Below are 25,579 nucleotides of genomic sequence, written 5' to 3' on the forward strand. Positions count from 1 at the left end.
TAAGCTCATATGCACAGTCTGGAGAATATATAGTAAGTACAATAGTTATGTATGATAATGCTGATCATCCTGTGGTATATAGGGGTGGTAGGGATTTTAACGTGAATTTCAATGTTACTGCAAATTAATTCGTGGATTTCGAAATGTTAAAATTTAGTGATTTCGCATAATAAAAGCAAGATAGATGATGATTATTCTATCTTGTTTTTATTTTTCTTAAATATGTAAAGAAAGTCTTGTGTTTTAAAAATCGTATTTCTATAATATAGGGGTAATAAGATTTTACAATGAAATAAAAAATTAATCAGTTCGCATATAAGAGAAGACCTCAATATGCGCCATGTCCTTAGGGGACGTGTGCGTGTATTGGGGTCTTTTTGCGTTTTGTGAACAAAAACACCCGGAGGTGCAGGAATTATGTTGAATTGGTTGTCTGCAAAACTTATGACAACACCGGTAGGAGATTTTCTGCTGGCAAAAAGTAGTTTTGAGAGTAGTCTTAAAGGACACACAAGTGGTGCAGATGCTACCACTGTACAGAAAAGCATGAATACCCTTGTAACAACACTAATTGGTTTTGGGGGGATTTGGGTAGCAGCTTGCGTTGTATTTGCAGCTATTAAATTATCTGGTGCACAAGGTAAAAACCCTGAAAACCGTACACAAGCCATGATTGGTTTAGCTTGTGCGGCAATTGGAGGCTTTGTCATGATCAAAGCATACGACATCGCTTCTTGGGTTACAAAAATTTAACATAAGAGTTTGTAAAAGCTCTCCTCTATTTGGGGAGAGCTTCTCTTATACAAGGGAGGAAACAAAATGAGAAAAGTAACCGTTCCTGTTGATATGACTTCGGAACAAAAAACACTATTAGGTGTGCTGAGCAAACGCCAATTGATTTATCTATTGGGTGGAGGAGCATCCCTTTATTTATATGTGCCATTCTTATGGCGGCTATTTGCACCTTTTAATACGGCAGTAGCATTTTTTATTTGCTTAATTTTAGCAATACCAACAGTAGTAGTTGTAATAACGTTTGCATTTATTTATAAGGAAAAACAACATATGTATTTAGATAAATATTTACTTATCAAAATGCGTAGCCGTTCTGAAAAAGGCAAGTGGAGAAAAGGATACGAGCCAATTACATGGGTAAAGGAGAATTTATAGATGTTAGAAATGATATATTTTGCGGTGGTAGCCATTGTAGGGTTTTTCTTTTATCGAAAAATGAATGGAAAACCGATGTTTGGCTCTAAGAAAAAGGGAAAAAGTCATGGCGGGGTAGAGAAACGTACTGCAGAAAAAAATGGAAAGAAAAATAAAAAGAGTACGCCTGCTACAGAGGAAATTGATGAGGATAATGTGGATTTCTTTAGTGCTTTTGTAGAAGACATTAAGGAAGTTGATAATCATATGATTCGTTATCATGATGATACGTTTGTCCTAATTGCTGAAGCACACCCAGTAAACTATTACTTACTTTCTAATGCGGAACAAGAAGCGATTGATATCAAAATTGAATCTTGGTTAACCACATTAGAGTTTAATACGAAGGTATATATCCAAAGTAAGTTTGTAGATTTAACAGATCCTGTACGAAAAATGACAGAAACAATGAAAGGTGCGAAGGACCTTACGCCGGAGACAGTACTTTATGGGCAAGAAGTTATCGACAACTTAGAGTACTGGCAACGTTCGCAGCCTCGATATGAACAAAAGCGATATTTAATTTATCCATACAAAGTGGATATTAGCACGATTACAGCTGATACAGAGGAAGAATTGGAAGAAAAGATTGTAGATAAAGCGTTTAACGAATTATATCGTCGCTATAATGCTTCTCGAAATCTACTATCGAAAGCAAAAATTAGTGTAGAAATGTTAACGAAAGATAAATTAATAGAACTATTATACGTAGCGTTTAACCGTCGTAAAGCGGTGAAAGCACGTTTCCAAGATTTAATTGAAAATGAGAACTTCTCTCTGTATTCAACAGGTGAAACAAATGAGAGAAAACTAGAGTTAATGAAGAAAGTTCTAGCGGAAGAAAAAGCTGAAAAATCAAATAATGGGGTGGCATAAGTATGAAATTGTTTGGAAAGAAGAAAAAAGAAAAAAAGAAATTAGAAGCTGAAAAGAATGATGAATTGGAACTAGAGGAGGAAGGATATGAACAAGAAGAAGTTCCGCCTCAATTAGACAATCAAACGACTGTGTTTGATGTCATTGCCCCAGAAGGTATGAAAATTGATTCAGAGGACTATGGGGTAATTAAGCAATCTTTGGGAAGTAATACTTTTTTCCGTCCGTTTTATATTCCGCGTGATGGGTATCCTCGTATGATGCAGACCAATTGGCTGAACATGTTAACCTCAGCTGGAGAGGTTGATGTCATGATTGATATTCATAAAGAGCCAAAAGCAAAAGCGATGCGATCGTTAGACATGCAGCTAACGATGTTACGTTCGAACCTTTCTTTCCAACGTACACGTGGAAATATTGACCAAGAAAAAGACTTAGATGCAAAAATTCAGGATACAAACAATCTAATGGATGAAATTCAATTTAATGAAAATGACTCCTATATGGTAAGCACGATGGGAGTTGCGTATGCTGACTCAAAGAAAGAATTAGATGTTTTATGTGAGTATATCGAAGATGAAATGCAAGCATCTCACTTTAAAATAGCGAGTACTTGGAATCGTGTGAAGAGTGGCTTGAAAGCGGTTATGCCACTAGGTGCACCAAATACTCTGCAAGATACATATCGAAATATTGATAGACGTGCTCTATGTACATTTGCTCCCTTTGTATCAGGATCCGGAAGATTTAACGGTGGTATACCAATAGGAAAGAACAAAATTACTGGCCAAGTAGAATTTTTAAATTCATTTGGTAACGCAGATTATCGTCCACCAAACTATAACATTGGTGTGACAGGGATTTCAGGTTCCGGTAAAAGTTTACTCTTAAAAATGAAGCTAGCTCGTGAAACATCACTTGCAGATACACATGCGATGATCATAGATCCAGAGGGAGAATTCGTAAAAATCACCAAACGATTAGGTGGTATTAACTTAAATATTTCACCTGAAAGTAATATCATTATTAACCCTTGTGCAATTGCAGTAACAGAACTTCAGATTACGGATAAAGATGAAGAGCTAGAAGCGCTTGAACAATATGACAAGAAAGAACTCGTAGAGCGTGATGGCTTGAAGTATGTAAGATTTGTACCTATTTTAGAGAAAATCAATGAAATACTAGGATTCTTTGACATTATTATTCGCGGACAAGATTTTGATCAACCAGGATTAAATGTATTCCAGCGCACAATGTTAGAAGATGCGATTCGTGAAGTATTCAGTAAACATGGTATTACTTCTCACCCTTCATCTTTATATACGGATGAAGTGAAGAAGGTAGACGGACAATTAATTCAGTCTCAAGTGAGAAAGCCAGAGCCAGAGTTAAAAGAAATTTATGATGTGATAGTGGAAAACCATGGAGACGATGTGAAAGCAGAAGAATTAATTGCTGCGATTCGTCCGTTCTTACGTGATGGTTCAAAACCATTATTTGATGGACAAAGTAATTTTGGACGCGGTGTAGAAACACAGTTAAATGAATCACGTGTTGTTAACTTTAATATTAGTCATTTAGAAGAGGGCTTCTTAAAGCCAATCGCCTTTCACGTTATCCTAAACTATATTTGGGAGCATTGGATTAAGAGTCCAGAACACGCTATCAAACGAAAAGTGTTATATGTGGATGAGATGTGGCAGTTTATCGACTATGAACAAACGGTTAACTTCTTAGAAAAAGTAGCACGTCGTTCACGTAAAAGAAATGCCGGTATGTGTTGGGCAAGTCAGGACTTTGTTCGTATTTTAGAAAATGTGAAAGCACGTGGTATCTTGCAATCTACTTTCTCTTATTTCTTCTTAGAGCAAAATAAGATTGATAAGAAAAAAATCCAAGAGAACTTTAACTTAACTGCTGGGGAGCTTGACATTATTCTCAACAATTCAGGGAAAGGTGAAGGGATTTTCCGCATAGGAGATAGTTCAGTTTGGATTCAAACAGATCCATCAGATAAAGAAATGATGTTCATTGAATCCAATGAAGCCGTACTGCAAGAGCTTTTAAATAATATGAAGAAAGTACAAGGGTACGCAGGATAAAAGCGTACCTTTGAAAAGGAAGGTGAAATTATGCTTGATAAGATAATAGGATGGGTCGGCGGCTTAATTGTTTCTATGGTCAAGACCTTTCTTTCTCCAATCTATAAATTAATTGATACTATCCCCGATTTAATTTTTGGTGGGGATAGTGCAAAATTAAATTTCTTATTTAAAGACGACACAGCTGGGAGTGTATTGAATACGGGATTACCAGTCATGTTTAAATTTGCAGCCTTTTTAGTCTTAGTCAGTGCTGTAATTGCTGGTGCAAAGTATTCAGCTGCTGCCATTAATCCAACAAATCGAACATATATCATTGAATATGCGAAGGATTTAATGATCGTTTCTATTTGTATATGGCATTTAGATTTCTTCTATAACATTATATTTGATATGAATACTTGGGTAGCATCGGAGTTTAAAAGAGCAATAGGAGAACAATCGCTAGATGTTTTTAAACCAGGTCAGACAATTGCCCAATTGTCTATGGATAAAAATAAGGATGATTATTTATTTCAAATTTTTGCGATGTTGATTGAAGTAGGATTATCACTATGGGCCAACTTCTTCTATTTAATGCGAGCGGTATCTCTTTATATTTTGATGTTAATGGGACCGGTTATGGTTGGTATGTGGCTATTTCCGCAAAAAAAACAACAAACTCTATATTGGATGCGTGAATTTGTTGGTACAGTACTCATCCAAGGTATCCATGCGATTACTATATGGTTGATTTTTGTACTAGTAGGCAAATCAGATAATACCATTATTAAATTAATCTTATTTGCTATGTTTATTCCTATAGGCGAAATTGTAAAAGGATTCATTGGTTTAAGTACAAATACGGTGGGAGCAGTAAATAGAGCAGGTACGATGCTTGGAATGGGTGCCTTAGCAAGTATGGCGGGCATCATTAAAGGAATACGTGATGACCATCGTAGTAATAAAGAGAAGACAAAAGCTAGAAAAGAAGGCGAGGAAGATAAAAAAGAAGATGCTGATAATCCTAAAAATGCGTTAGGAGCCAATTTAGGAACAGATATAGGTACAACATCTCGTGCAGCTCGTATGTTAAAAGCAGGTCAAATTGGAAGCATGGTTGGAAAAGCAACGGGTGGACTCGCAGGATTAGCAATGGGCGCAGGACTTGGACCAGAAGGAATGGCAGTAGGAACATTTGCTGGAAGTAAAGCAGGTGGAGTTCCTGGTGCAGTAACAGGAAGAACATTGGCAGCTGGACTTGAAGGAGTTACTAGTGCTGGGAAGCATATTGGTTCTAGTGTGAAGAAAGGTCTAGATACGTATAAAGGGTTAAATGGAGAACAATACCCAGAGTTAACAGATGAAGATATTGCACAAGACTTAGCTACGAAAGATTTTGAAAATTGGAAAGCGGATAATCCTGATTCTGCAGTTGCGAGTCGTTTAAAACAAGCATTCCCTGGTGCATCCGATACAGAGATTGCAAAAAAAGTAGCAAAAACAAATAGTGATCAAATGTCTCATTTCAAAAATCAGCGAAAACAAGATTTACAAAATATGAAGAAAAATGCTACACCATATGGAAACGCTAGAGATTTAGTTAACGCTGCAACTAACGCATTCCAAAAAGGATATGAGGCAGACCATAAAGATGCGTTTATGAGTCAATTACCAGAAAACATGTCAGCGGAAGAGAAAGAGAAAAAATGGAATGACCATATAAACTCAAAAGTTCAAGGATTTAGAAATCATGCAGAACAAGCGGCAATAAAAGCTGGAGCAATGCCAGTTGATGCGAAAGATAAGCAAGGCAACAACCTGTTTGATAAGTCCTATGTAAATAAAGATGCCTTTGCTTCTCAACTTGCACTTGGAAAAGTTGGGAAAGCAGTTGAAGGAGTAAAAGGAGAAACACTAGAGAGTGGCCATCAAAATATGGGACAAGTAGACTCACTTGTGGGGGCATCCACTGCTGCATTTAAAAAGGCATATACAGCAGATCATAAGGCTGGATTCATGAAGCAATTACCTGCAGATGTACCACAACAAGAAAAAGAGGCTGCATGGAACAAACACTTGAGTCAAAAAGTGCAAGGATTTAAAAATCATGCTCAGAAAGCTGCCGAACAAGCAGGGATTGTGCAACAAAAAGATGGGACTAGCTATGCTAATAAGGAAGCTTTTGCTTCTCAGCTATCGCAACAATTACAAAACAATCCAAATATAAATGCAATGGGTGTATCTAGTGTATCTGGCATTCAAAAAGCGGTAAATGGTGTAAAAACACATAGTTTAGCAAATGGATATGGAAACCAGAAACAAAAAGGTGTAAGTAATGTCGGGAATTTAGTACAAGCATCTACAGAATCCTTTAAACAAGGATATGCAGCAGAGAACAAAGCAAACTTTATGAAGAACTTGTCTCCAACTATGTCTCAAACGCAAAAAGTAGAAGCTTGGCAATCTCATTTAAATGATAAAGGTAATGAATTTAAAGCAGTCGCTCAGCAAGCAGCGGTACAAGCGGGTGCGATGCCCATACAGGCAAAAGATACGAGTGGTAAGAGTCTACATAATCAATCGTATATTAATAAAGATGCCTTTGCTACGCAATTGACGAAAGGTTTACAAAGTCATGCTAGTCTTGGAACAGTGAGTCAACAAGTAGGTTCTGGAATTACTAGTGCGATTCAAGGTGTTCGTTCACACGGTGTTGCGACAGGTGGTGCAATCAATAAAGCTGTGTTTGCAGCTACGCAAACGCAAGCGAGTATGGCACGTGCAGGAAATCTGTCTGTTTCTGAAATTGAGCGCTCGTATGCGGATGCATCAGCTAGTGTAGCAAATATTTCGCAAAGTGCTGGGAAAATGGCGATTCCAACTTCAGCAGTGGGACGTATGACACAGCAAAGTAAGATGGTTGGTGTAAGTATGATGGAAGGTGCCAAACATCTCGTGCATACAAAAGGTATGGAAAATGTATCACAAGCATACTTTAATGCGTCTAGTGCTGTTCAGCAGGCTGGTGGAAATGCAGTACAAAGAGTGATGAGTGGAACTGCAGCTGCCGTTCATACTTCATTAGGAGGTAATGCAGCAGAACGCCATTACAATGTGACAAAAGGATTAAGCTATGCAGCAGGTGTAATTGGTGGTGCAGGTGCTTACCAAGCTACTGCACGTATGGTAAGTAAACATAATCCTTATAATAAAGCAGTTCAAACAGAAGCAAAAGAAATTCAAGAGATTCAGGGAATGGTACCAACAACAACAGATGCTACTGGAAGACAATCAGTTGCTCAAGGTGCAGTACGTCTTGTTACGACAAATAATAAATCATGGATTGAAGCGAAAGATTCCAGTGGAATGACACAAGTTGTATCTCGTTATGGTAGTGGAGATAGTAGCATTCGTTCAGGACAAGTGGTATATCAAGATTTAAATATTTCAGACGGTCAATTAACACAGTATCGTAATGGTATGAAAGCAACGCCAGCGTATATTCAAGATTCTAGTGGCGGGAAAATTAGTATCAATCGTTCTATCAATATTAATCCAAATCAATTAGTAGGAAATCAAAATCAAAGACCTTTACAACAGAAACCAGTATTTAGTGAACCGCCACTTACAGTAAGTCATAAGGTAGACAATGGTCACTTCTATATGTCTGATTTAGATCAAGGGGGATACCAAAATGTGCAAATGGTGGTAGAAAGAGATCGTAGTTATATGGTTGCTACCACAACAGATGGTACAGTGTCACGTATTTCTCCGTTCGGCAAAGGAGATACGCGATTACAAGTAAACCAAAGGATTGAAAGAGTTTGTGAAGTGCAAGATAGCAGTATTAAACCGAGAGAAGAAATCTTAGTAACTCATACACAGGACGAAGTTGTACGTACAGAGACACATTTAAATTTATCAGAACATGACCCACAAAACCTGATTCCATTTGCGCCAAACCCACGCTTAGCACAGCGAAGAAGCAGAAATAATGAAAATGGAAAGTATGGAGTGGCAAGTCTATGAGTCAAAATCCTAACGATCCAAATAACCAGAAGAAAAGTAACCCTTTAAAAGATGCGACATCTCACTTTATTAAGAAAAAGGGGATGCAGGCAAGTGGGAAAATGGCAAAAATGGCAGGAAAAGCAGGAAGAGCGGCAGCGAAAGCTGCTGCCAAACTGCTAAGAGCTGGTGTAGTGAAAATTGTCGGAGCTATTGTGGGAGCAGTGGGATTGCCTGTTGCCCTCATTATGGCTCTTATTATTACTGTATGTGTTATTCTAGCATCTTTTGTACCATTTACCGATGATGAAAGTAAAACAGAAGAACAAGTGAAAAAGTATATGGAAATTTCAATGGCGCTAAATGTAGACTGGAGAGAGGTTGTCGCTTTTAATATGGCGCGGTATGATAACGATTTGACTGGTAAAGATCCGCATGATGCTATATCATATTTCTTGGATATCCAATATGAAGGATATATGGAAAAAGAGGTATGCGAGGCTGGGCCAAATGGTCCCTGTGAAAAAAAGAAAAAGGAGATGCAAAAAACTAAATCAGAAAGTTATTCCGGACCAGATGTAAAAAAGATATTAGGAGATACAGATTTTAAGAAAAAAATAGATGAAATTAATGCAAGCGGAAGTAAAAAGGTAACAGTATCTTCTCACGGTTTAGAGAAAGCGATGGAACTTGCAAAATTTAGTGAAAGTCAAAAAGATCGTGCTCGTGAGATATTAGCCGCAGGGATGTTAGAAGGGCTATATGGACATCTGGCTCCTACTACTGGTGGATTTATTGGTGGTATGTGTGTAGGTAATGTAAGTCCTGGCGGAGAGCCTGTTAACCTTAATGCAAAAGTTACAGGATACCTTCCTAAAATTAAAGAAATGGCAGAAAAACATGGTGTTGCTCAATATGTTGGTATTTTGGCTGCCCAAATGATGCAGGAATCACAAGGAGAGGGAAGTGACCCGATGCAAGCAGCGGAAGGGAGTCATGGGAACTTAAGTTCATATTGTGTAGACCTAAAAGGAAGTGCTCGTATAGGATGTATTAAAGACCCTAATATTTCTATTGAAGCAGGCGTACAAGAATTTAAAGACGTGTTAGCAAAGGCAAATGGAGATATAGCCCTCGCCTTACAATCGTATAATTTTGGATCAGGATTCATTAGCTATGCATTAGCAAAGGGTGGCTATTCAGAGGAAACAGCTATTGAGTTCTCGAGAAGTAAGAATCATTTAAACCCAGCAGGTTGCTCCGATCCAAATAACTTCAGGACAAAGGTTAACGCGTGCTACGGGGATTACACGTACGTTTCTAAAGTTTTGAAGTATTACAAAGATTTAGGGTGTGTGGCAGATGCATCTGGCGAATGGATTTCTGATAAAGGTTGGAAATGGCCAACGAAATCAGGTCGTATTACAGATACATTTGATGCAGTTCGTGTTGGAAAACAACATAATGCTGTAGATATTGGAGCTATGACTGCTGGAAAAGCTGGAGACCCCGTGTGGTCAATGGAAGCAGGTATTGTAGTCCGAACAGGTAATGTAAATGGTGGAGGTCTAGGTGTTTATGTAGACCATGGAAATGGTATTGTATCTCGTTACTTACATTTGAGTAAAATATCAATTGCACAAGGAACTATGGTGACGAAAGGACAAATTATTGGAGAGATGGGTGGTTCTAACTATGATAAAGACACTGGTTTCCTTAATATGAATGACTATGCTGTCCATTTAGACTTCCAAATTCGTATTAACGACCAGCCAACGGATCCAATGAAATTCTTTAAGAAAAATGATGATCCAGGTCTATCATCTGGTGGTTCTCCTACAATGGCAAATGCTAAACGACAAAAGGTATTGGAAGAAGCAAAAAAATGGGTTGGACAAGGGAAAGTGAGCTATGTATCCGGTGCTAGAAATCCAGCTGCAGGTAGTGCAGATTGTTCTGGATTCACACAATATGTGTTTAAAACTAGTATAGGTGTCCAGCTAGGAGATTGGACAGGTGCTCAAATTGGACAAGGAAAACAGGTGCCAGATATCGGTCGTGCACAGCCAGGGGATTTAATTTTCTATGAAAATCCTAACCATGTATCTATTTATTTAGGGAATCAGAAAATGATTCATATTGGTGATAATAAGGGTGTACAAATTACAGGTCTAAACTATACGGCAAGAGGACAACATATGTCGCAAATCCGTAATGTAATAGACTGATAAGGGATGAGAGTAGGTCAACACCCCACCACTTAACGACCTTTCGGTCCGTTTGAAGTGGGGGCTTGCGTCTGTCAAGGTTCGACAGTGCCTCTACTCTCATAGAGCACAACTACGCTTGTTCCTACCCAGCAGTGCGAACGAGCATAGCTCTCCTGCCTTTGTGTGGTGGAACATAAGGACGGTTGACTTCGCCCCTACCGCAAGAGTTATACTCCTGTGGTAACTACACCAATATATTCAATCCCTTTTCGGTGTAGATTCATTGCACCAATACGGTCATCATTTGATTGATATTGACAATTTTTACACTTAAACGTGTGTAGTTTCTTATTTCGATTCGCTTTCTCAACGTGTCCACATTTAGGGCAAGTTTGAGAAGTATATTTTGGATCTACAATAATTACCTTCTGTCCATTCATTTTAGTTTTGTATTCAAGCATTTGACGGAATTGATAGAAAGCCCAAGAAACAGAGATATAGCGATTTTTTACTCGCACTTTTTTAGTTGCAGAACGAACGCCCTTCAAATCTTCTAAAACAAATATCGTCCCTCTAGGGTATTTATCAATGAGTGCCTTTGTAATTCGATGGTTTACATCAGTTATATAACAGTTTTCTCTTGAACCAATTAGTTTTAGTTTTTTACGAGCAGATGGCGTTTGCTTCTTTTGTAATTGTTTACGAGTAGCTTTAAATGCACCACGTTTATGCTTTACGATTTTCCCGCTGTAAAACGTAGTTTTACCTTGACTATCATAGGTAGTTGCAAGAAAATTGATTCCTAAATCAATGCCGACAATGTTGTTAACATTAATATGATCAGGTTCGGGGAAGTCTTTTGTCATTGGAATGTGTAAGAACCACTTATTATACTTATTAACTAATTTAGCAGTACCAAATTTCCAAGTACCATTGAAATACTTTTTCATGGCTTTACGCTCATAATTTAGCCTTAGACGACCATCTAGTGTATTCAAGCTAAATTGATTTTGGGTTAGAGAGTAGTCGCGGTTCCATACAAGGTCGTATTCTGGAAGTTTAAATTCAATTAAGGACCATTCATTTCCATTTGACTTTGCCGATTTATAACGAGCAATTACGGTTTTCATCACAGATTGAGCCATTTGGCTTTTCAATCCGAATAGATTGCGTAATTGTTTATAGTACAAATTGTTAAGTTTTACTTGATTTAGAGTTTTTGTTTCAAATATATATTTGGATAACCAGTTACAAGCCTTACGATAAGCGTTAGCTGTTATCTTTAGACTTTTAGCTTGCTTATCAGAAACATAGATTTGTATTTTTGCAGTAATTGTAGTTATTATATTCACCACCTTTTTCCTAAATTAACTATATCATTTTTTAGTGAAAGCGAATAATCAAAACAAAGAAAGGAGAAGGCAAGGTGGAAGTTTCAGGTACTTGATATGGTACAAAATCTTACGATTTTAACTACCATACCGTATCTGACGGCAATTCCTCCTCCACTTATCGTTGGGCTACGCCCTTCACACGCTTGAAGTAGGGGGTATCCTTGCCAATTTCAGATGAAGAAAATAATCAACATTTTATCCAATATGCCTCGTAAGTACTTGGTCATATTAGGTATCATCATACTAGTGGCAGGTGTTGCCACGTATAATACTATTCATGATTATATGAAGAAATCACAAGTGCAAGAGGAAGAACAAGTAAATCAAGATGAAATCGAGATGCTTGGAGATAAACCAAAGGGATTTGATACAAAAGAAGAAGAATATACTGCGAAAACGAAAACAGTAGAGGATTTACTACGAAAAATTTCTAATAGTAGTTATGATGTTCCATATTTGTTTACAAAGGCTGGATTTGGTATTGAACCAATGAAAATGACAAGTAATGAACGTATGCTTGCTACAGAAGCTGTTCAAAGATATTTCCTAAATGGAGATAAGTTTTACAATGCACGTATTATCAAAATTGACCGTGGGAAAAAAGTAGATACATTTCATATAGAGGTTTTAATACAACAGGTAAACTTCTTGGAACCACGACAATTTAAAATTCAGGTAAATCAGTATGCGCAAATTGTAACACCAATTGAACAAATACCACATGGACAAGAAGAAGTACCTGTGGATTAGCTGAAAGATAAGGGTTGTGAATAAAAATCACAACCCTTATTAAAAAATATAAAGAGTACCTAAAAATATTTATTTAATATTCATAATTTTCTGATACAATGAAGTTATGGTTAAATGAAATTTATATATATTAGTGAAATGATATAGATGTGGAGGTAAAAAGAATGAGATTATTATTTGGAACCGCAGCAAACTATTTTGCAGGATATTCTTCTGGAAGAGGCTCGGGACTTTTAGGGACATTATTTGGCTGGGCTTTATTAGTAGGTAGTGGATACCTGTTGATCACAAATTGGGATAGTATCACAGCTTGGATGCACAGTTTAGATATTGTAACGGGATTAGATGGTTATGAAGACATGAGCAATGGATTTATATTCATCTGCTTGCTTGTAAGTGGTTTTATTTTCATGTTATTGTTACCAGTCTTTGCAATTGTATTAATAGTGGGTGTGGTATTCCTGAATATTGTCATCTGTACAATTGTATTATTAGTATTACCAAGTACATATAAAAAAACTAAAGATGTGGAGAGTGAATAGAAATGAGTACAATTCTAGTTTTAGGTGGTTCAAATGGTAGAACATTAGAGAAATTAGCGAAAAAAAGAGATTGTCAGGTAATTTTTCACGATGGGAAAAATCATGGTGGTGTAAAGAAAACGTTTCGTAGTGTTATAAAAAAATGTGATGTTATTGTAGTACAGAAAGGTGCATGTGGCCATGTGTCTATTGATGTAGCAAAAGAATACGCAAAGAAGTATGATATTTAATCAAGGGTTTGGAGGAACAGGCGCGTTAGAGATTGGGTTAAAACATTTGCAAGCAGCCTGAATACGTTTGATAGTACATAAACATTTGTTTTATTATCGTATATTCAATATATATAATAAATAAGACGCTAAAAGTGAAAGGTGAATATAATAAAATGAATAATAGTAACTTACATAAATCAGGTTATATCATACTCATATATTTGATAATGACTCAATTTGTTGGAATTATAGGAGTACAATTACTAGCGAAGACAGGCTGGTATGATATTCAGGGGAATCAACAGCAAGCAATTCAGCAGCTACTGGTTCATTGGGAACTAATAGGATTTTCACTCATATTAATATTCACTTTTCTTATATATAAGAAAGAATTTATGGAAGATTCGAAGCTATCGATTAAATTTTCAAAAGCATCGTTCGGTTGGATTTTAGTAGGAATAGTTGCAGTATTCTTAGCACAGACAATTGGTAGTATTTTGGATAAAAGTATATTTCACTTAACTACACAATCAGTAAATACATCAAGTAATGTTGAATCTGTAGCCATTTCTCCTCTTGCTCTTGTATCAATTGTAATTCTTGCTCCACTAGTTGAGGAGCTTGTATTTCGTTACGCGGCCATAAATATATTAAGCCGTAAATTTAATAAAATTAGTTGTATATTAATTAGTTCATTGTTTTTTTCTATCATGCATTTTGATTTTCCTTTTGTATTTGGATATTTTCTAATTGGACTTGTACTTTCAGCAATATATGTGCGTTCTAATAGGTTGCTAGTATCATTTGTCGTTCATGCTAGTATGAACTTAATAGTTATTATACTTCAGATCTTTTGATAGAAATTTTGTAGGTAAGGAGAGAGTAATATGGCGAAAAAGAAAGCAATATTTTTAGATCGTGATGGAGTAATCAATCTTCTGTTATGCTAAAGTAATCTAAAGAAAATGGTTTACTTTTTTTATTTACGGCTTAGAAAGAATGAATTTTAATAGTGTACTAGAAAACTTTTGGTATACTATTTATTAAATATCGCAAATGAGAGAAGAATTGTAGGATGAAACATGAAAATATGTAGGGATTAAAAGTAAAAAAAGCTAGTAATGGAGAAGTTTTAAGATATTTAATTGTAGAGGATGGCATGGTTCTCACTTAGTTAATGAAAAAGGTCTGTAGTATATACTATAGACCTTTTTTCTATTGGGTTAACTGAGATATTGTTTTAATATTTCTAATCCTATTTCTAATTCATCTAATGAGTTTGTAGAAGAAAGAGCAACACGTAAATATTTACTAGGAGTAGTCTGCCCACTAATAAAACGATCAGAATGAAAAATTCGAACACCACACGTTTGTAAATCAGTTTCTAATTTTAAAGCATCAGAATGAGTTGTGATAGGAAGCCAACGGTAAAAGCTCAGAGGATGTCCAATAGACGGGATGTCAGGGAAATATTTTGAATAGAGTTCATTTGCAGCTTGAGCTTGGTATTTTTTTTGATTAACGATTTCATGAGCCTTTCCCGACAATATCAGCTCAGTTATAACCTCCCCGTCTAAAGAAGACGTTTTAACATTGACATTAAAGATGGCCTGCAAAATATTATTGCGCAGCGGCTCTCCAAAAGCCATATAAGCAACTCTCAGTCCAGAACAAATGCATTTAGAAGTTCCACAAATATAAACACTTTGTTCTGGAAGCAAATTGAACATAGGTTGTTGATAATCAGATATAATACCCGCTGTCAAAAATGCATGTATATCATCTTCGATCAAAATTAAATGGTGTTTTCGAATGACAGCTGCTAATTCGTGCTTACGAAAATCTGCAATCATAATCGTAGTAGGGTTTGAACAAGAGGGCATTAGAAAAATCCCATGAATATCTAATTGACTACACTGCTTATCTAGCTCATCTGGAAGCATTCCGAATCCATCCCCTTGAATTGGGACTAATTGAATATGGAGCATTTTTGCTAACTCAATAAAGTTTGAATATGTATATAAGTCGGTTGCAATGCGATTGCCAGGTTTAAATAAAGCAGTTAATGTAATGGCCAAGGCATTTTGTGCACCTGAAACTATTGCCATATGTTCTTGTGTTACATTAATGCCAAAAGAACGCAGCCAATTTAAGCCTGCCATTTTTTGATGAGGAAGACCAGTTGGATCATTGTAATTGAGTAGCTGTTCCAAATAACTTTTACCTGCGACCGTTTGAATAACTTCGGCTACTATATTATTAGATTTCTCAAAGGATGCTACAAAGCCAAGGTCGATACTGTTTGTCATTTGTTCTGTTGATATGGTAATTGACCGTGCAGCATTAGGCGCTACAAAAGTTCCATTTCCTGTGATTGCATAAATTAAGCCCTTAACTTCGCAAATTTTATAAGCGCGAGTAATAGTCGTAAAGTTCAAATCCAGAAAATCCGCCAGTTCTCGTTGCGGTGGTAACTTTGTTCCTGGGGCTAATAAACCATTTATAATATCATGTTCAAGTAGTGCGGCGATTGAGGAATAAAAAGGACGCTTTAATAAATTTTTATCTGGTTTCCAAGACATAAAATAATTATCAAATGAATTTATTGGCATGTTACACCTCGATGGTTATATTTTGTACAAACTATATAACAAATATGAAAATAGATTACTCTCACATCTTCTATCAGTAGAATAACACACATTTTCTTATAAAAATTGTAATCCATACAATAAATTCGTTCATTGTATGGATTTGTTGTGTTAAATTTACATTCAATAAAGCTTTGGATAAGGATGTGAATGATTTGAAAAATAGTAAGCAAATAAAAATTGCATTTCTTGCAGCTTTTCCCTATACAGCACCGATTCTTGCTGGTTTTGTATTTTTAGGAATCGCTTATGGAATTTATATGAACTCATTAGGCTTCAGTGCAATATATCCAATTATAATGAGTTTTGCTATATTCGCGGGATCAATGGAGTTTATTGCAGCAAATTTATTACTAGTTACGTTTGATCCAATTAATGCACTTTTTCTAACATTAACAGTGAATGCACGTCATTTATTTTATGGTATTTCTATGTTGGAAAAGTATAAAGGCACCGGGAGAAAAAAATTCTATCTTATTTATGGATTATGTGATGAATCTTTTTCAATTAATTCTACTGTTGATATTCCGAAAAATGTAGATAAAGGGTGGTTTATGACTTTTGTTACATTACTCAACCATTCTTATTGGTTACTAGGAGCAACAATTGGCGGCATTTTTGGGTCATTAGTACAATTTAATACAAAAGGCTTAGAGTTTGTTATGACAGCTCTTTTTGTTGTTATTTTTGTAGAACAGTGGATGAAACAAAAGAAACATCATAGTGCTCTTATAGGCCTCATCCTTTCCATAAGTAGTCTTTTTATTTTTGGTGGAAATAATTTTATTATCCCTGCCATGATTATGATTGTAGCAATGCTTACTGTTCTAAAAAAGCCAATTGAGAAAGAAAAGAAGGCTTCCGCATAGTAATTTGTATGCTCCAAAGGATCATCACAATTACATTGTTTGTCTTAAAACATTAAAAAAATGTACACTATGCATCGGTTTAATCTGTACTGGATTTCTCCTCTTCAGAAGCTTTATTGCAAAAAATAAAATACTGTATAACACTTTATAGTTGGAGGATTTATTATGACAAATAAAGTTTCTTTTTCCTATATCCTAATGCTAGGATTCATGTTATTTGCATTGTTTTTCGGAGCAGGAAATTTAATTTTCCCGCCTATGCTTGGTCAAATGGCTGGAAATAATGTATGGCTAGCCAATGCTGGCTTCTTAGTTACCGGAGTTGGCTTACCACTATTAGCAATTACAGCTTTTGTTTTTTCGGGAAAAAGTGATATACAATCACTAGCCAGTCGTGTTCATCCACTTTTTGGTATTGTATTCACGACTGTTCTCTATCTGGCAATTGGTCCTTTTTTTGCAATTCCTAGATCAGGTAATGTATCATTCGAAATTGGAATTAAACCTTATGTATCAAATGGGGCAAGTCCCACTATATTAACCATATTTACAGTAGTGCTTTTTGCCGTAGCATGCCTGTTATCACTTAATCCATCAAGAATTATCGATATAGTGGGGAAATTCTTGACTCCTATTAAATTGACATTTATTGGATTACTTGTAATCGTATCCGTTGTTAAACCAATGGGAAGGTTACAATCTCCTTCTGAAGGATATAACACGTCATATGTATTTTTTAAAGGTTTCCAAGAAGGGTATTTAACACTAGATGCTTTAGTAGCCTTTGTCTTTGGAATGATTATAGTAAATGCAATAAAAGAAAGAGGAGCTACTACTAAAAAACAGTTAATGACTATTTGTGCAAAAGCAACTGCTATTGCTACCACACTTTTGGTTTCTATATACACAGCCCTTTCTTATATGGGGGCTTCTAGTGTCGAAAAACTAGGTCATTTAAATAATGGAGCTGAAATTTTAGCGAAAGTTTCAAACTATTATTTTGGTTCTTATGGTGCAATTTTATTAGGCTTATTAATTACTGTAGCATGCTTGACTACAAGTGTAGGGCTAATCATTTCTTGTGCCACTTTCTTTCATGGGTTATTCCCAAAATTTTCATATAGAAAAATTGCTATTATCTTATCGGTTTTTAGCACACTAGTTGCAAATATAGGGTTAACACAATTAATTACAATTTCAGTCCCTGTATTAATGGCCCTTTATCCAATGGTTATTTCCTTAATTTTCTTAACGTTTTTACACCCAATATTTAATGGAAACCCCACTGTATATAGAGTTAGTTTGTTATTCACATTTATTATTAGTATATTTGATGGCTTAAATTCTGCAGGCTTAAAGATTGTAATAATCAACGAATTCTTTGACCAATATCTTCCTTTTTACGGTATAGGTCTAGGGTGGTTACTTCCATCTATTATAGGTGGCTTGAGTGGTTATATTTTTAGTGTATTACGGAAGAAAAATAAACTTAATTCGAGTGAAATTCAATTAAAGGAAAATTAATATATATAATACTTCCTCGCTTTTATTAAATTAATAAGTCCAAAATTTAAAGTAATTTATATATACGTTATTCATTCTTTTTGAAGTCATTTAAAATAACTACAATTTCTATCATCGTTACATTTTTTAGAAAATAAATAAGAAAAGAGGGTTCCGTATGACGATGAGTATATTCCAGCAAATCATTACAATTTCCATGGTTGTTTTAGGAACAATGCTTACAAGATTCCTTCCATTTGTGGTGTTCCCATCAGATAGACCTACGCCACAGTATGTTCAGTACCTTGGTAGAGTACTACCTTCAGCAGTCATAGGTCTTTTGGTGATTTACTGTTTTAAAGATGTAAACTTATTCACTGGTAGTCATGGTATTCCAGAATTGATTGCTGTAGCGTTAGTAATGGTACTTCATTTATGGAAGAGACAAATGTTGTTGTCCATAGCGGGTGGCACAATTATCTATATGGTGTTAGTACAGTTCTTATTTTGAATATTTATGCTAGTTAATAAATGAGATCCTCATCATTGAACCATATTATTAAAGTGATGGGGTAGCATTTAAAATAAATATTAAAGGGGAATTAGTCATGAAAAATAGAATTGATGAACTTCAAATCCACGAAAAACACTATGCAGAAATTTTAGAACAAGTAAAGAATGATCTGTATGCAAAATCCTTAGGAATTCAACTAACAGAGTTTAAAGTAGGTTTTGCAGAAGCGACTTTAGAGGTACAAAGCCATATGTTAAATGCTCATGAAACTGTTCATGGAGCTGTTATTTATGCCTTAGCAGATCATGCTTTTTCTGTAGCTTGTAACGCTTATGGAAAGACATCATTAGGTCTTTCCACAACCATTCAATTTATTGAATCGGCTAAAGCGGGAGATAAATTGGTTGCTCGTGCCACGGAAATAAGACGAAACTATCGTACTGGTTTCTATCGAATTGATATTTTCCATGGACAGAATCTTATTGCGACTATGGAGGCAGTTTCATATAGGAAAGATCATTATTTTGTTAATTTTGATGAAAGTGTATATTTAAAGTCATAATAAAGTGATTTACTTTTTATATAAAAATATAAGAGCCTTGCTACATTTATATCGTAGCAAGGCTTTTTAAAATTGTTTCATAACGGTGGGCTTTACTTTAAAAAATAAACAGCACCCACTATGCGGACACTTCATGTTATTATGGTTAAGCTATACTAATTGAAATTGCTATGTGGGTGAAACGAATGGAAAATAAACAAGCTGAACAACACTACGATCTAAGTAAAATATACACATACAAAGAGTTCCCAGATAAAATTAGCGGTCGTTGTGATAACTGTGGCAATACCGCGTTCAAAAGTTCCGTTAAAGATTTCATCTTTCTAAGAGAATGTCGTCAATGTGGTATGAAGAAAATCATTTAGCCCTGTTAGGGCTTTTTTTGTTGGCTCTTATCTCCAAAAATGCCTTTTACTAAATAATATTATTATCTAATACATAAGTATTAAAGGTTTGTTAAAATACATATTTTAATAAAGAAAAGACACCTAAGGTGCCTTCCTCTGACTTGAACCACTTTAATTTTAATAACATCATCTTACAATTACAAATATATCTTTAATCTTTCATATGATATTTTATCATTTTTTTTAATTAATTGCATGAAACTGGTGAAAAATAGGTTATTTTTTGTAAATTCCTTTTCTCCATATCCATTCAATGGGACCATAGCGAAAATATTTACTCCAAATTTTGCTGAATATAATTTGCACAAAGATAATTAAAATCCCGAAGATACATAGTTGCCAGTAATATACCTCTGAGACATCTTTAAAGTACAACGAAAGAATGACAAGAGTTAGTATACTTTGGCTAATGTAATTCGTTAAAGCATACTTACCTACGTTCATAAAGGGTTGCAGCCGCTCTATATATTTTTTATTCTCACAAACCCTAAGTAGAGTACAAATATAGAATATAGCTAGCGTTTTCCCTCCAAATAGAATCCATAGTTTAATATCCTGAGAGTAATAGACATCCGTTTTTATAAAATAGTAGATAATTGGACAAGAGAGAAGACATGAAATGCATAACGAAATCCATTGGATAAATCTAATTTCCTTTATTAATTCCGATACCCTGTTAAAAATATCTTTCTTACCAGCCCATAAACCAATTAAAAATAAGCCTGTATATTCCGGAATTCCTATTAGTAATTGTTGAAATTCCTCGGTCATTAAAAAGAACAGACGAGCTTTTACTTGATGTGAATAATGTGTAAATAGATTTACAGTGTCATTGGTAGTGTGGCCCGTAAACATATATTGATAGTAACTTGGTACTGCAGAAATAGAAGAACCTGCTTGTATAAATAAAATGGTATGTAGTGTATAGCTAATAAGTAGAGCGATGCAGCCAACTATAAAGATAAGCTTTGTAGATCGCTTATAAAAGAACAATAGGATAAAGCCAGCTAAGGCATATGCGTGTAGAATATCTCCATACCATAGAAAGATAAAGTGGAGTAAACCAAAGAGTAGCAAGATACACAATCTACGACTAAACAGCTTATACATAGAATAGCCTTTTGCTTCAGCATTTTTTATAAAGATATAAAACCCTACTCCAAATAAGAACGCAAAAATAGTATAGAATTTTGCCTGTATAAACAAATCTATTAAAAAGCGAATCAATTTATCTGTACCGGAGTAACCCGCTTGATTAAAGGAATCTAGTCCCGTCATAGTAGGTAGATTAGCAAATAGGATACATAGTATGGCAATCCCCCTTATTATGTCTAAAGAATAAATACGGGCGTTTTGTTGCATGTAAATTCCCCTTTCTTACAAAGAAAAACGAGCACTATATTAACTAGCGCTCGAATTACGTCTCGCAAAGAATCCGTCATATGTAGCAGCTGACACTGCACCTTCTAGTCGTTCAATTTCTTCGCCTCTGTTATAAGCTACAACAACTGGAGTACCAGGAATGTCGAACTCTTGAAAGGCACTTTGATTTTCTGGCGTAGAGATATCAATACGATAGATGGTTCTATCATGCTTTTTTGACATACTATTGATATCTGGTGCTGCCTTTTTACAATAATGACAAGTTGGTTGATAGTAATACGCAATAAACTCTTCATGGGATTGTATTTTTTGCTTTAATTCTTCTTTTGAAATATCTTTAATATTTTCGGGTGATCCTTTTGTTTCTGCAGCTGACACAATTGTTTTGTTTGGTGTTACAGTCTCTGGGTTAACAGATTCATTTTTAGTTAAAGTAAAGATAGCGATACAAGCAACGCATAATGTAGTAACAATTGCTCCAATTTTGTAGACTTTATTCATAGTAAATTCCTCCTTAAAGTAAAAAAAAAGGACAAACCTCGCCCGAGTTAACTGGGCGTAAGGTTTGTCCTTCACGCTACGTACAATAGAGTATAAACAATGGAAACAAATTTTCTATCTATATTTTAACATATAATCCATATAAAATACTATACAAATTTTAAACTATAAAGAAAAAAATAACAAGACATATTTAAAATTTCACGCACCGAATTATTATTTTTAAAAAACATACAAAAAACAAAGACATAGGGGCTTTTAAGCTTCTTAATTACTGTTATTATTTGCCTCTGAAACGCCCAAGAATTATGAGTATGTGTAAGGTCATATTCTTTTTGTAGGGGGGCTCGACGCATCATCCAAGCTAAAGTTTTAGAGTACCTTATACATACAAACTCTTTTCTCTAAAGGTAGTTAATTAAAGAAATTAGTATAAAAATTAGTTTTGGAGATTTGTTTTCACCTTTTCTATTATATTGAACATACTTTTAAACCAACACTTAACACTAGTTTTCATTGTAACCATACTTAATGGTTTGTAGCTTCTCTTTATATCTTTTCTCAACTTCAACTGCTTCTAAAGGTGTAATATCTTTAGGTAGTACTTTTAGTATAGAGTATTGGAATTGTAAGTGAGCCTTGGCATCCTGCTTATGTGTGCGTATAAGTTTGTTGTTCCCTCCATGTATCGTATGGACATACTCTTTCCATCTCCCGAGTAGTCCATTCTTATTGTATGAAGAACCTATATAAAGTTTGCCGTTAGAACAATCTGTTACTGCATATATAGCATTAATCGAACTTAAAGCTATGTGCCAATCCTTATATGTGTCACCATTAGTAACCATTTCCTTTAATTCATTGTACATTAACGACACATTTTCAAATCCAGGGAAGTTGTATTGGTTTGTATCAGCTAGTTGCGTTATGGGTTTCTCATTGGTAGCCTTTTGCCAATACCTCATACCTTTTCCCCAATCTATAAATAGCTTGTTCTCATACTTACACAATGGATCGTTATTTATTTCAAACAAAGGATGCATAATGTTCTTATTATAGGGTTCTAATAAGAATTTAGCGCAATCTTTCGATAGATGATATAGTTCACCATGCTTTACTTCATATGATTTCAAGTATCTCGCTGTTGTACTTTTATCGGCAGAAAACACTATAACTATATCGTATTTATCAAAAAAGCCTGGGTCTTGATGTTGGGTGTATTCGCGCAGAGAACCTTCACCATAAGCTTTTACAAAGCGTTCATGATTTGTGGAGTGTCTCATTAACAAAGTCCTACTTAAGTCATAATTACATCGCTTCAATAAATCAGATAGGTAGAATCGAACCATAATATTCCTCCTTTTATGTATTATTATATAAACCAGCTATGTCACACCTAAATATATATTCCATGCAAATATATTTGCTATAATCAATTGCTGCTTTACTTATCTATATCAATATAAAATCATTGTAGCAAGTCTTAGAACATGCAAAACAAACTTACCATATATTCTTCATCTTAAAGTTATTAGTGCTTACATATATTTTTTTAGAAAGTACAAACTATTACTGATTCTCGATTTGTTACGAAGGGAAAAAATAAATGGATAATAATAATATCAATAATTCTTTAAACAACGATTCATTAGAAAAAGGATTAAAACTTGTATCTCTCGCTAGTTTAATAAACAACATTCCTTACACTACTTATGAGGTTGAATATGAAATTCCACCTCATTTAAAAGCTGATCCTTCGACAGTTTTTTCTTTAATATAGGGGTAGCGTCACATCGCTATCAAGCTAAGATTATGCAAAGTCAATTTTAGGCGAGATTGTTTCTTTTTTCTAAAGGGCAAGTGTAGGTGATTAAAAGATTTGCATACGAAATAAACCCTAACGGGTTTCATTTTTTGAATTAAGCGGCTTGATTATCAGACATGGTACAATTGTAAACGACACCTAATATATCAAAGACCGTTTTTTTCTCATATCGATGAGATTTCCGCCCGTTTTGCTGTAGGAGATTGAACAGGCGAAGTAACACCTTTGATAACTCTTGGGTGTTTTTTTGTATAGTTTGGAATAAAAGAAGAAAATAGTCTTTGATCATATATATGGCTTTATACTCACTAAACTCTCGTTTTTTCTTCATTAGGAGCAATTGTCGCATTTGAAACATGATAGAAGAACAGAGTAGAATGGCAATCAATTGACCATATAAATGGCACTCCAATCGTTCTGGTTTTATCTTTTTACAATGATGAATTTGAAAGAATGACTTCCACGTTTTAAATAAAATTTCGATTTGCCAACGTAAAGAATACCAATCATGTACTTGTCCCGTCGGGACAATATCTGTAGGGGTGTTTGTCATATATACATTGAGACCACTGAGTCGTTTACTACGAGGAGAATACGTCATTCCTTTCTTTTTTTCTCTTACAGTTTGATCTTGTAATCGTTTTTGTTGCTGTTGTTTTGTTAATCGATGAACAATTACACGAGCTGGCACTTTATCAATTATTCCTACATAAGCACCAGCTATTTCACATGTTTGTCCTGGTTGAAGGGAGCTCATTAACGTCTCCATATCTATCTGTATATACTCTGTACCTTTCTTAATTCTTCCGTCTTGAAAATAATCCGGGTTAGGATTTTTTTGATAAATACGTGTATTCGACTTGATACGAGAAATATAGTAGGCCTCTTTATCTTGTATATATTGAAGGTCTTTTAAATGAAAATAACCTAAATCTCGGATGCATAAATCATTCGCTGTCACAGTTGGGGCACACAGAGAGCCGTAAGTGCGATCATGTTGTATGAATATGTAGGAATTGTCCACTTAACAAATCATACTCAAGTTGAATTTTTATCCCAGCCGTATGGCTGCATCCTCCTGCACCTGGATAAACCGATGAAAATACATCCGGGAGTTGAAATGCAGTTGAATCTAAAATACGAATACGCTTGAAAACAGAAGTGTATGGAAAAGAAATTGGCATAGATACGGCCAATTTTTTGCTTAGTAGTTCGGCTAGTAGGTGTTGTAAAAGTTGAACAGCTGCCTTATTAAACCGTTGATTCAGTCCCTCAGGACTGATGAGTACTTCTACTGATGCTTCTAAACAACTAGATAACTGAGTTAAAGAAGTCATAGCTACATTTTGGCTCAACAATACACATAAAGCTACTAAATCTTTTGCTTGGTACTTACTGGTTCTTTTTACAAATCCAACATCTCTAGCAAGATCCCGTAAGGTATTTGGAGATAAAAAACTTTGAATCTCTTGAGCAAATAGTTGTAATTCGTCAGACACAGAAACAGACATAAAAAACACCATCCTTTCCTATGACTCTACAGAAAGAATAGCGTATTTTTTCATTTTAAGGAAATTTAGTTTTATTAGCTTAATAGCGATGTGGTGCTACCTCATGTCACAAAGCATTTATAAACGTTTATTAAATCCAGATAACCCTTATAAATCCCTTAGCGTATAATTTTCTTAAAATGATATAGTGCCCCCTAATACATAAAAATATATTTCACTTTACTCACCTCTTTATATTTTTGTTGCAAACACAACAATTAGGAAGAAAGTATGTTTAAGGTGAAGGATATACCTTCTGGATAGTGGATATGCGATTAAGCATATCCACTTTTTAATATTATATTAAAATACTTAAGCTGCTGGATATATCATGTTTATTATGATTTGAGCATGGATACCGCAAACATGTTACAAGTTAGAGAGAATAGGGAAAGGATAACGTAAACGTGTTGCAAGCCAGATGGAATGGAGTAAGGACTATAAACAAAAAATGTTACTGTTTGGTTGAAATAAAGTTTGATTATAAATGCTTTGAAAATCCTTAGTGAATGAACACTAAAAAGAATCC

The 25,579-nt window shown here is 35.0% G+C and carries 20 protein-coding genes and 2 pseudogenes; 16 read left to right on the top strand and 6 right to left on the bottom strand.

Annotated features, from left to right (window positions below):
* The first annotated feature begins 417 nt into the window (after positions 1-417).
* The 6 genes from N2V80_RS28775 to N2V80_RS28800 all read left to right on the top strand — a co-directional run bounded on the left by N2V80_RS28775 (position 418) and on the right by N2V80_RS28800 (position 10,405).
* Positions 418-753, top strand: a complete 336-nt coding sequence (locus N2V80_RS28775; RefSeq protein ID WP_061655742.1) for a hypothetical protein — start codon at positions 418-420, stop codon at positions 751-753.
* Positions 754-819: 66 nt separating this feature from the next.
* On the top strand, positions 820-1,170 hold the full coding sequence (locus N2V80_RS28780; RefSeq protein ID WP_061655741.1) for a PrgI family protein: 351 nt from the start codon (positions 820-822) through the stop codon (positions 1,168-1,170).
* Positions 1,171-2,085 carry a hypothetical protein gene (locus N2V80_RS28785; RefSeq protein WP_061655740.1) on the top strand — a complete coding sequence of 305 codons (915 nt, stop codon included), beginning with the start codon at positions 1,171-1,173 and terminating at the stop codon, positions 2,083-2,085.
* A 2-nt stretch (positions 2,086-2,087) separates the two neighbouring features.
* Complete coding sequence (locus N2V80_RS28790) at positions 2,088-4,187, top strand: VirB4 family type IV secretion system protein (RefSeq protein ID WP_061655739.1); 2,100 nt, start codon at positions 2,088-2,090, stop codon at positions 4,185-4,187.
* Between the two features lie 30 nt (positions 4,188-4,217).
* On the top strand, positions 4,218-8,198 hold the full coding sequence (locus tag N2V80_RS28795; RefSeq protein ID WP_061655738.1) for a hypothetical protein: 3,981 nt from the start codon (positions 4,218-4,220) through the stop codon (positions 8,196-8,198).
* Positions 8,195-10,405, top strand: a complete 2,211-nt coding sequence (locus N2V80_RS28800) for a lysozyme family protein (RefSeq protein ID WP_061655737.1) — start codon at positions 8,195-8,197, stop codon at positions 10,403-10,405. The genes N2V80_RS28795 and N2V80_RS28800 overlap by 4 nt, the downstream gene beginning before the upstream one ends.
* 209 nt (positions 10,406-10,614) lie before the next feature.
* Here the strand turns inward: N2V80_RS28800 and N2V80_RS28805 are convergent, their stop codons facing one another.
* On the bottom strand, positions 10,615-11,730 hold the full coding sequence (locus N2V80_RS28805; RefSeq protein ID WP_061655743.1) for an RNA-guided endonuclease InsQ/TnpB family protein: 1,116 nt from the start codon (positions 11,728-11,730) through the stop codon (positions 10,615-10,617).
* Positions 11,731-11,955: 225 nt separating this feature from the next.
* Between N2V80_RS28805 and N2V80_RS28810 the strand changes: the two genes are divergently transcribed.
* The 4 genes and pseudogenes from N2V80_RS28810 to N2V80_RS28825 all read left to right on the top strand — a co-directional run bounded on the left by N2V80_RS28810 (position 11,956) and on the right by N2V80_RS28825 (position 14,142).
* Positions 11,956-12,531 (top strand): hypothetical protein, encoded by a 576-nt coding sequence (locus tag N2V80_RS28810; protein ID WP_061655736.1) that lies wholly within the window; start codon positions 11,956-11,958, stop codon positions 12,529-12,531.
* A gap of 164 nt (positions 12,532-12,695) precedes the next feature.
* On the top strand, positions 12,696-13,073 hold the full coding sequence (locus N2V80_RS28815; RefSeq protein WP_061655735.1) for a hypothetical protein: 378 nt from the start codon (positions 12,696-12,698) through the stop codon (positions 13,071-13,073).
* Positions 13,074-13,075: 2 nt separating this feature from the next.
* Positions 13,076-13,364 (top strand): annotated as a pseudogene (locus tag N2V80_RS28820) (DUF2325 domain-containing protein).
* A gap of 94 nt (positions 13,365-13,458) precedes the next feature.
* Positions 13,459-14,142 (top strand): CPBP family intramembrane glutamic endopeptidase, encoded by a 684-nt coding sequence (locus N2V80_RS28825; protein WP_061655734.1) that lies wholly within the window; start codon positions 13,459-13,461, stop codon positions 14,140-14,142.
* A 366-nt stretch (positions 14,143-14,508) separates the two neighbouring features.
* Here N2V80_RS28825 and N2V80_RS28830 read toward each other — a convergent pair whose 3' ends face one another.
* Positions 14,509-15,897 carry an aminotransferase-like domain-containing protein gene (locus N2V80_RS28830; protein ID WP_061655733.1) on the bottom strand — a complete coding sequence of 463 codons (1,389 nt, stop codon included), beginning with the start codon at positions 15,895-15,897 and terminating at the stop codon, positions 14,509-14,511.
* Positions 15,898-16,070: 173 nt separating this feature from the next.
* On the opposite strand from N2V80_RS28830, the gene azlC reads away from it, so the two are divergent.
* The 5 genes from azlC (at position 16,071) to N2V80_RS28855 (ending at position 19,749) form a co-directional block, all read left to right on the top strand.
* On the top strand, positions 16,071-16,805 hold the full coding sequence (gene azlC / locus N2V80_RS28835; protein WP_253859394.1) for an azaleucine resistance protein AzlC: 735 nt from the start codon (positions 16,071-16,073) through the stop codon (positions 16,803-16,805).
* A 165-nt stretch (positions 16,806-16,970) separates the two neighbouring features.
* The gene (gene brnQ / locus N2V80_RS28840) at positions 16,971-18,329 is read left to right on the top strand and encodes a branched-chain amino acid transport system II carrier protein (protein WP_098985286.1); all 1,359 of its coding nucleotides are present in this window, start codon (positions 16,971-16,973) and stop codon (positions 18,327-18,329) included.
* A 157-nt stretch (positions 18,330-18,486) separates the two neighbouring features.
* Positions 18,487-18,819, top strand: coding sequence for a branched-chain amino acid transporter permease (locus N2V80_RS28845; RefSeq protein WP_061655730.1), 333 nt, complete (start codon positions 18,487-18,489; stop codon positions 18,817-18,819).
* Positions 18,820-18,916: 97 nt separating this feature from the next.
* Positions 18,917-19,384 (top strand): hotdog fold thioesterase, encoded by a 468-nt coding sequence (locus tag N2V80_RS28850; RefSeq protein WP_061655729.1) that lies wholly within the window; start codon positions 18,917-18,919, stop codon positions 19,382-19,384.
* Positions 19,385-19,569: 185 nt separating this feature from the next.
* Positions 19,570-19,749 carry a hypothetical protein gene (locus N2V80_RS28855; RefSeq protein WP_080450975.1) on the top strand — a complete coding sequence of 60 codons (180 nt, stop codon included), beginning with the start codon at positions 19,570-19,572 and terminating at the stop codon, positions 19,747-19,749.
* Between the two features lie 258 nt (positions 19,750-20,007).
* On the opposite strand, the gene N2V80_RS28860 is transcribed toward N2V80_RS28855, so the two are convergent.
* The 3 genes from N2V80_RS28860 to N2V80_RS28870 form a co-directional block, all read right to left on the bottom strand.
* Positions 20,008-21,153: a DUF418 domain-containing protein gene (locus N2V80_RS28860; RefSeq protein ID WP_061655727.1), complete on the bottom strand. Its 1,146-nt coding sequence runs from the start codon at positions 21,151-21,153 to the stop codon at positions 20,008-20,010.
* Between the two features lie 39 nt (positions 21,154-21,192).
* Positions 21,193-21,675, bottom strand: coding sequence for a thioredoxin family protein (locus N2V80_RS28865; protein ID WP_001045585.1), 483 nt, complete (start codon positions 21,673-21,675; stop codon positions 21,193-21,195).
* A gap of 506 nt (positions 21,676-22,181) precedes the next feature.
* On the bottom strand, positions 22,182-23,024 hold the full coding sequence (locus N2V80_RS28870) for a GIY-YIG nuclease family protein (protein WP_061655258.1): 843 nt from the start codon (positions 23,022-23,024) through the stop codon (positions 22,182-22,184).
* A 257-nt stretch (positions 23,025-23,281) separates the two neighbouring features.
* Here N2V80_RS28870 and N2V80_RS28875 point away from each other — a divergent pair, with 257 nt between their 5' ends.
* The gene (locus tag N2V80_RS28875) at positions 23,282-23,455 is read left to right on the top strand and encodes a hypothetical protein (protein WP_154695884.1); all 174 of its coding nucleotides are present in this window, start codon (positions 23,282-23,284) and stop codon (positions 23,453-23,455) included.
* A 139-nt stretch (positions 23,456-23,594) separates the two neighbouring features.
* Here the strand turns inward: N2V80_RS28875 and N2V80_RS28880 are convergent.
* A pseudogene (locus N2V80_RS28880) lies at positions 23,595-25,011 on the bottom strand (IS4 family transposase).
* Between the last annotated feature and the right edge of the window lie 568 nt (positions 25,012-25,579).

It is taken from the genome of Bacillus sp. FSL W8-0640, from assembly GCF_038007725.1.
Classification (GTDB): Bacteria; Bacillota; Bacilli; order Bacillales; family Bacillaceae_G; genus Bacillus_A; species Bacillus_A cereus.